7 protein-coding genes are annotated in these 8,048 nt (G+C 65.7%); 3 read left to right on the plus strand and 4 right to left on the minus strand.

What is annotated here, in order from left to right; genetic code table 11:
• The first annotated feature begins 9 nt into the window (after positions 1-9).
• Positions 10-933, plus strand: a complete 924-nt coding sequence (locus AB6730_RS12150) for a hypothetical protein (RefSeq protein ID WP_371023863.1) — start codon at positions 10-12, stop codon at positions 931-933.
• Between the two features lie 6 nt (positions 934-939).
• On the opposite strand, the gene AB6730_RS12155 is transcribed toward AB6730_RS12150, so the two are convergent.
• Together AB6730_RS12155 and AB6730_RS12160 are read right to left on the minus strand one after the other, a co-directional pair.
• A complete protein-coding gene (locus tag AB6730_RS12155; protein ID WP_371023864.1) occupies positions 940-1,713 on the minus strand; it encodes a hypothetical protein in 774 nt (257 codons plus the stop codon).
• On the minus strand, positions 1,710-2,363 hold the full coding sequence (locus AB6730_RS12160; protein WP_371023865.1) for a thymidine kinase: 654 nt from the start codon (positions 2,361-2,363) through the stop codon (positions 1,710-1,712). The genes AB6730_RS12155 and AB6730_RS12160 overlap by 4 nt, the downstream gene beginning before the upstream one ends.
• Positions 2,364-2,481: 118 nt before the next feature.
• On the opposite strand from AB6730_RS12160, the gene AB6730_RS12165 reads away from it, so the two are divergent.
• Positions 2,482-4,476, plus strand: a complete 1,995-nt coding sequence (locus AB6730_RS12165; protein ID WP_371023866.1) for a UvrD-helicase domain-containing protein — start codon at positions 2,482-2,484, stop codon at positions 4,474-4,476.
• Between the two features lie 19 nt (positions 4,477-4,495).
• Here AB6730_RS12165 and AB6730_RS12170 read toward each other — a convergent pair whose 3' ends face one another.
• Complete coding sequence (locus AB6730_RS12170) at positions 4,496-5,515, minus strand: AI-2E family transporter (RefSeq protein ID WP_371023867.1); 1,020 nt, start codon at positions 5,513-5,515, stop codon at positions 4,496-4,498.
• Between the two features lie 51 nt (positions 5,516-5,566).
• On the minus strand, positions 5,567-6,586 hold the full coding sequence (locus AB6730_RS12175) for an AI-2E family transporter (RefSeq protein ID WP_371023868.1): 1,020 nt from the start codon (positions 6,584-6,586) through the stop codon (positions 5,567-5,569).
• Positions 6,587-6,729: 143 nt separating this feature from the next.
• Between AB6730_RS12175 and AB6730_RS12180 the strand changes: the two genes are divergently transcribed.
• Positions 6,730-7,638, plus strand: coding sequence for a 5'-nucleotidase, lipoprotein e(P4) family (locus AB6730_RS12180; RefSeq protein WP_371023869.1), 909 nt, complete (start codon positions 6,730-6,732; stop codon positions 7,636-7,638).
• The last annotated feature ends 410 nt before the right edge of the window (positions 7,639-8,048 follow it).

Consider the following 8,048-nt stretch of genomic DNA (forward strand, 5'->3'; position numbering starts at 1 on the left):
AAGCTCCGCATGAACAGCCCCCGCCCGAACCCGACCATACGACGCGGTGCGTTCCTCGCTCTTGGCGTACTGGCCGCCACGGCCTTCGCCGACACGCCGGCCGACACGAGCCGGCCGTTCGACCGCTACAGCTGGGTGACCAGCCACAACGCCTTCACCAGCAATGGCCTGTTCCCCAACCAGACCGAGACGGTGAGCGAGCAGCTTGCCGGAGGCGTGCGTGGCCTGATGCTCGACCTGCACGCCAGCCAGGGGCGCGTACGGCTCTGTCACAACCTGTGCACAGGCGAAGCGCAACCCCTCGCCGACCTCGTCAACGAGGAGCTCCTGCCGTTCCTGGAAAGGGACCCCGACGCGATCGTCAGCCTGCACCTCGACGATTTCACCGATGCGAAGGACCTGGCCGCCGAACTCGAGCATTCCCCGGACCTGACGGGGAAGACCTTCGATCCCCATGCATGGCCGACACCGGAATGGCCCACGCCCGAGGACATCGTCAAGAGCGGGCAGCGCGTACTCGTCTTCAGTCTCAAGCGCGACAACAGTGGTGTCCTGATGACCCGCGCGGGTGCGATCCACATCATGCCAAGCGAGGACTTCACCGTGGAAAACTACTGGAGCCTCGGCGCGACGCCCCTGACCCACGACAACAGCTGTCGCAGCCGCTGGGACACCCCGTTATCGCGGCGGGAGATCCCGGGCAAGCCCGGCTGGCGACCTTTGTTCACGATGAACCAGTTCCACGGAGCGCCGTTCGAAAGCCATGCCGGCAGCGACAACGATTTCGACCGGCTTCACAGCCGCTACCTCGACCATTGCCGCCCCGCCGCACGACGCAAACCGAACTTCGTCGCCGTTGACTTCTACCAGCGCGGCGATGCCGCACGCTTCGTGAACTGGCTCACGCTCACGGCGCCGGACGAACTGCCGTGAACCGGATCAGTCCGGCCAGCGCATGTCCGCGTGGGAATTGTTGAAGGCGGGGTCTTCTTCGTTGCCGGACAACGTCACCGCCAATCCGCCCGGCACGCCATCGACTTCGATCGTCTGCGCCGGGTCGAAATGCGCACCCAGGGCGCCGAGCTCCACGAAGCGCTCGGCCAACGCGCCGGCGCGATCGATCTCACGATCGGGCACGTTGACGAGGCTGACGTCCGGACGACCGAACTTGCGCATGCCGCGCGTGCGAATCCATGAACGCCCCTTGGTTTCTTCGGGGCTGCACAGGATCAACACGTGGTGGCGAGGGGGCGCACCGCCCTGCACCAGATAGTGCTCGCGCCAGCCCGCGGCGTCGAACAACGAGAGTATCTGGGGGTCGACGACCGCCTTGCCGCCGATATCGGTCAGCGCGGCCACCACGCCTAGCGTGTCGCGCAGGTAGTCCAGCCGGTCCCGATCGGCGAAGCGACCACGGATGGCCACGACATGCGGGGCGGCCTTGGCGGCCTGGAAGGCTTCCGGATTGTCTTCGCGCAGGAGTTCGCCGAGCGCGCCGGACAGGGGGTAGCCTTCCCAACGTGCGAGCACCGTATTCTGGAAGCGCTGCAACTCCACGCCCTCCGGCAGCCCCGGGCTGCCATAACGGGCGGCGGGGATGGCCAGGTCCTCGGCGAAGGCGCCGAATACGAAGAACAGCAAGACCGCCTGCTCGTCACTCGGCTTCCAGTAGGGGCGCGGCCATTCGGCGGCTTGGGGCGTCGTCTCGGTCACGCGTGGTTTCCTTCGTCGGTATCGTTTTCTCCGAGAGGCAGCACCGATTGCTGCAACTCGATACGGCCGTCACCGCCGGTGATGCTCTTGAATTCGGCGCGGCTCACGGAGACATAGCGGTCGTTGCCACCGATCTCAACCTGCGGCCCCTGGGTCACCGCACGGCCGTGCTCGTCCACCCGCACCACCATGGTGGCCTTCTTCCCGGAATGGCAGATCGTCTTGATCTCCTCCAGGTTGTCGGCCCAGGCCAGGAGATACTTGCTCCCCTCGAAAAGCTCGCCGCGAAAGTCCGTGCGCAGCCCGTAGGCGAGCACCGGAATGCCGAGGCGGTCGACCACGTCGGAAAGCTGCCAGACCTGGGCCTTGCTCATGAACTGGGCTTCGTCCACCAGCACGCAGTGCAGGGGACCGCGGCGCTCGATATCCCGCTCCACGAGGCCGAAGATGTCGTCCTCGCCGCCGAAGCGCATCGCCCGGGCCTGCAAGCCGATACGCGAAGCCACGATGCCCTCGCCATAGCGATGGTCCAACGCCGGCGTGAGAATGAGCGTGCGCATGCCGCGCTCGTGGTAGTTGTGCGCGCTTTGCAGCAGGGTCGTGGTCTTGCCGGCGTTCATCGCCGAGTAATAGAAGTAGAGCTTGGCCATGCGGTCGGTCCGGTGCGTGACCGGGCATGGTACCGCCAAGCCCGCCGGCCGGCATACGGCCCGCCTCCCCACCTGCTAACATCCGTGGCCTCGTCCGCCTGTCCTACGGCCGATCCCGATGCTCAACCCGCAACAACACGCGGCCGTCGAATACTGCGACGGCCCCCTCCTCGTGCTGGCCGGCGCCGGCTCCGGCAAGACCCGTGTCATCACGGAAAAAATCTCCCATCTCATCTCGCGCCGGCACCTGGCCGCGGAAAAGATCGCCGCCATCACCTTCACCAACAAGGCCGCGAAGGAGATGCGCGAGCGCGTCGGCAGGCTCATCTCCGACGATGCCGCGAAGGCGCTCACCGTCTGCACCTTCCATGCGCTGGGCCTGAAGTTCCTGCAGATCGAGCACGAGCGCGCGCGGTTGCGCCGCGGTTTCTCCGTGCTCGACGCCGACGACAGTTCCAACATGATCAAGGAACTGTCGCCCAAGGGAGTGAAGCCGGAGGTCATCCAGGGCATCCGCAACCTCGTCGGCCGCGCGAAGAACGCCGGGCTCACGCCCGAGGAAGCCATGGCTTCGGCGCGCAGCCCGCGCGAGATCGAGGCGGCGACGATCTACGACCTCTACCAGCAACGCCTGGCCGCCTTCAACGCGGTGGATTTCGACGACCTGATCCGCCTGCCCCTGCGCATCCTCGAAAGCGATGCCGATGCGCGCGCCATCTGGCAGGAACGGTTGCGTTACCTGTTGGTGGACGAATACCAGGACACCAACGACGCGCAGTACCGCCTGCTCAAGGCGCTCTCCGGCCCGAAGGCGCGATTCACTTGCGTCGGCGACGACGACCAGAGCATCTACGCATGGCGCGGCGCCAATCCGGAAAACATCGACCAGCTCGGCCGTGACTTCCCGCAGCTGCGCGTCATCAAGCTGGAACAGAACTATCGCTGCGCGAAGCGCATCCTGCGCGCGGCGAACCAGCTGATCGCGAACAACCCGCACGTGCACGAGAAGAAGCTGTGGAGCGACCACGTCGAGGGTCCGCCCATCCGCGTCATCGAGTGCAAGGACAGCGAACACGAAGCCGAGCGCGTCGCCGCCATCGCGGCGAACCTGCATGCCAAGTACAAGGACAAGGGTATCCGCTGGGATGATTTCTGCATCCTGTACCGCGGCAATTTTCAGGCCCGCGCCATCGAGAAAGCCTTGCGCCTGGCAAGCGTGCCGTACCACCTCAGCGGCGCGCTCTCGTTCCTCGACCGTGCGGAGGTGAAGGACATCCTTTGTTACCTTCGCCTGCTCACCAACCCCACCGACGACGCGGCCTTCCTGCGCGTGGTGAACGTGCCCAAGCGCGAGATCGGCGCCACGTCGCTGGAGAAGCTCGGCCAGATGGCCCAGGCGCGAAACGCCTCGTTGCTCGACGCCGCGCGCAGCGACGCCGCACTGAAGAATATCTCGCCACGCCCGGCATCGGCATTGGCCGGCTTCGCCCGGTTGATGGACGAACTGCGCAGCCACGCCGTCCACGAGAGTGCCGCCGAGCTCGTCAACATCGTCATCGAGAAAACCGGCTACGGCGCGCAGATCGCCGCGTCCACGCCCGACGAGACACTCCGCGAACGCCGTCTCGGCAACCTGCGCGAGTTGGTGGACTGGTTCCGCGCGATGGGCAGGGATGGCGGCCGCACCGGCGATATCGCGGCCCAGCTGGCGCTGCTCAGCCATGCCGACCGCGACGACCCGGGCAATGCGCTACGCATGATGACCCTGCATTCGGCCAAGGGGCTGGAATTCCGCTTCGTCTTCATCGTCGGTTGCGAAGACGGCACGCTGCCGCATGAAGGCGCGATCGACGAGGGACGCCTCGATGAGGAACGTCGTCTGATGTACGTGGGCATCACGCGGGCCAAGGAGATGTTGACGTTGTCGTTCGCGGCGAGGTCACGCAAGTACGGCGAGATCCTCAACAACGATCCCAGCCGTTTCCTCGAGGAACTTCCGCAGGACGACCTGCACTGGGACGGCAAGGACCCCGATGCCGACGCCGAGGTGAAGAAGGAAACCGCCGAGACGCACATGGCGAGGATCAGGGCGATGCTGGCCGGCGGCGCCTGATGGCGGAGCCGGCGCCCGCTCAGATGAGCTTTTCGGCTTCCAGTTCGCTCTTCAGGTAGGCGTAGTAGATCGGCGCGGCCACGAGTCCCGCCAGGCCGAATGCCGCCTCGAACACCAGCATCGCCACGAGCAGTTCCCACGTGCGCGCGCGGATCTGGCCGCCGACGATGCGCGCGTTGAGGAAATACTCCAGCTTGTGCACCACGATCAGGAAGCCCAGCGCGGCCACGCCCACCCATAGCGAAACGGACAGCGCGGCGATGGTCACGAGCGTGTTCGAAATGAGGTTACCCACCACCGGCAGCAAGCCCGTCACGAAGGTGACGAGCACCATCGTCTTCGCCAGTGGCACGTGCACGCCGAAGGACGGAAGCGCGACGAGAAGGAAGATCGCAGCCAGCGCGGTATTGATGGCGGAGATCTTGAGCTGGGCGAAGATGATGTTGTGAAACGCGTGGGCCAGCCGCATGGCGCGCGTCGCCAACTCGAACGACAACGGCTGAGCAGGCCGTCCGCCCGCACCATGGGTCACCGCGACGATCGCTCCGAGCACGAGTCCGATGAGGATGTGCGCGAACACGCGTGCGGTCGTGGTACCTGCCAGGCGCAGGTCACCCGAGTGCTCGTGCATCCAGGCCATGCCCTGTTCGCGGAAGTCGACGAAGCTGTCGGGAAGCCGCGAGGTCAGCCATGGCGGCAACTGCTCGTGCGCCTTGGTGAGCAGAGGCAGCAATTTGCTGTCCCATAGCTCCTGGGGATCGCCGATATCGCGGCGATAGAACGACAAGGCGGCGACCACGATAAGGATGATCGCGCCAACCACGACCACGGTGACGACCCCGACCGCGATCAGCCGCGCGCGCTCGCCGGGAATGACACGCCGGATCAACGGCGTGAGCGCCTCGACCACCTCGTAAACCAGCAGTCCAGCGAGCAGGGCGGAGACCAGGTGAAGCATCAGGATGCCCCACAGCGCCAACGCCGCCAGCACGTAGGTGGCGATCCGGATGCTGCGCGGGTCGTGCGGGATGCCCGCCATAGGTTGCAACTCCTCGAAGGTGGCGCGATTCCAGCAGCATGGCGATGAACGCTAGATCAAGCGCTCCGCTTCCAGTTCGGCCTTCAGGTACGCGTAGAAGATCGGTGCGGCCACCACGCCGGGAAGCCCGAAGGCGGCTTCGAACAGCAGCATGGCCACCAGCAACTCCCACGCCCGCGCGCGGATCTGGCCGCCGACGATGCGCGCATTGAGGAAGTATTCGAACTTGTGGATGACCACGAGGAAGGCCAGCGCCCCCAACCCCACGTACAACGATACCGACAGGCCGACGATGGTGATCGCCGTGTTCGACAGCAGGTTTCCGATGACGGGCAACAATCCGACCACGAAGGTGATCACGATCAGCGTCTTCGTCAACGGCAGGTGCACGCCGAACAGCGGCAATACGCAGAGCAGGTAGATCGCCGTGAACAGCGTGTTGAACAGCGAGATCTTGATCTGGGCGAAGACGATGTTGTGGAAGGCATCGGCGAGCCGGGCGCTGCGCAGGCTGAGTTCCGCCGCGAAAGGACCGATCTGGTGGGTGGGCCGGGCGCGGCTCAGCGCGATGATCGCGCCCAGCACCAGGCCGATGATGATGTGCACGAGGACGCGCGCGGCCTCCTTGCCGGCCAGTTGCAGGGTCACGGCGTGCGAGCGCATCCAGTCCATCGCGGTGATGCGCAGGGCGTCCACGCTGTCCGGCAGCCGGTCGACCACGGCCTGCGGCAGTTGCTGGCGAGCGCGCTCCACGACGGGCATGAGCTTGTTCTGCCAGAGGTCTTCCGGATTGCCGATCTCGTTGCGGAAGAAGCTGATGCCGCCGAGGATGAGCAGGGTGAGCAAACCGACGACGACGACGCCGACGAGGGCGACGGCCAGTACGCGCGCACGGTCGCCCGAAAGCTTCCGCCCCATCAGGGGGGCCGTGGACACCACGACCTCATAGACCAGCAGGCCCGCGAGCAAGGCGGGCAGCAGGCGCAGATAGAGGACGAGGAAAAGGCCGAGTCCTGCGGCGATGTAACTGGCGATGCGCACGGCGTGCGTCCGCGAAGGGGCGGCTTCCATGAGCGGTCTCGTCGTGGATGAGGGCGCAGTCTGTCAGGACGCGGGGTGTTCGCGCCAGAGGCGTGTCGCCGTCGTCATGCTGTCGTAAACTGCCCCGACAATCGCCGCCCCACGGGCGCGATGCCTGTTTGCCAGGGGTTTCCATGATGAAGTTCGTCCCGGCCGCGCTCGCGGCTGTCCTTGCCCTCGCCGGCTGCGCCCATGCGCCGCAGGCCGTGGCACCGGTTCCCGCCACCACTGCCGTGGCGCCTGCCGACGCTCCCGTCCCGGGGCCCTCCGCCGACGACAACCTCAACGCGGTGGCCTGGTCGCAGAACGCCAGCGAGCACGATTTCATCTACCTGCAAACCTTCCGCGACGCGCGGGAGAAACTTCTCAAGGCGAAGAACGATCCCAACTGGGATGCCTTGCCGAAGGACGATCGCGCAGCCCACCCGTCGCTGAAAGGGCGGAAACCGGCCGTGGTGCTGGACATCGACGAGACCGTGCTCGACAACTCGCCTTACCAGGCGCGCCTGATCCGCTCCGGCGGGGAGTTCAACGAGGCCGAGTGGGCCGCCTGGTGCAACGAGGCCATCGCCCGGCCGCTGCCGGGGGCCCTCGAGTTCACGAAGTTCGCGGCGGACCATGGCATCGCGGTGATCTACATTTCCAACCGCGCGAAAGACCTCGACGACGCCACGCTCGCCAACCTGCGCTCCGCGGGCTTCCCCGTGGCCGGCAAACAGTCCTTCCTCGGCCTGGGCACCTTCGTCGAGGGCTGCGAACAGGTCGGTAGCGAAAAGGGTTGCCGGCGTCAGCTCGTGGCCCGTGATTATCGGGTGCTGATGCAGTTCGGCGACCAGATCGGAGATTTCGCGAACGTGCCGGGCAACACCGCCGACGGCCGCGCGAAAGCCATGGCGCCCTATACCGCCTGGATCGGCGAGCGCTGGTTCGTGCTGCCGAATCCGACCTACGGCGCCTGGGAATCGGCCCTCTTCGACAACGACTACGGCCTGCCCCGCAACGAGCGGCGCCAGAAAAAGATGGACTCGCTTCGAACTAAGTAAATCAATAAGTTAGATAGTCGTACCTGACATATTGCTTTAGCAATGTCGGCCAACTATCATCTCTCTCGCCGAAACCTGCGGTGCCCAAAGCAAAGCAGGCAAGGCCATTTCCCTTTCCGGCTTCGGGCTGGATAACCCCGTGAGGCCTAGCGTCTCCGGGGTTTTTTCTTATGCGCGAGCGTTGCGGCCTGACAGGCCTCGGATGCATTGCGCCCAGTCTCCGCGCGCTCCACGCCGACGGACCCTCCTGCTGATCGTTCCTACACTGCTGCGCTGGATTTCCCACGCAAAGGACGCAGCATGGATACGATGCCCCCGCAGGCCCCGCCTGCCCTCTCCCAGAGTCCCTACCAGGCGGCCACCGACGCCTTCGACCGCCTCGTCGGCCTCCAGGCCTGGCTGGCCACCCA

Source organism: Luteibacter sp. RCC_6_2 (assembly GCF_041360655.1).
Classification (GTDB): Bacteria; Pseudomonadota; Gammaproteobacteria; order Xanthomonadales; family Rhodanobacteraceae; genus Luteibacter.

Coding starts and splice junctions, on each gene's coding strand:
- AB6730_RS12170 (WP_371023867.1), bottom strand. CDS start 5,515: ATGGCGGGCATCCCGCACGACCCGCGCAGCATCCGGATCGCCACCTAC.
- AB6730_RS12175 (WP_371023868.1), bottom strand. CDS start 6,586: ATGGAAGCCGCCCCTTCGCGGACGCACGCCGTGCGCATCGCCAGTTAC.
- AB6730_RS12160 (WP_371023865.1), bottom strand. CDS start 2,363: ATGGCCAAGCTCTACTTCTATTACTCGGCGATGAACGCCGGCAAGACC.
- AB6730_RS12180 (WP_371023869.1), top strand. CDS start 6,730: ATGATGAAGTTCGTCCCGGCCGCGCTCGCGGCTGTCCTTGCCCTCGCC.
- AB6730_RS12165 (WP_371023866.1), top strand. CDS start 2,482: ATGCTCAACCCGCAACAACACGCGGCCGTCGAATACTGCGACGGCCCC.
- AB6730_RS12150 (WP_371023863.1), top strand. CDS start 10: ATGAACAGCCCCCGCCCGAACCCGACCATACGACGCGGTGCGTTCCTC.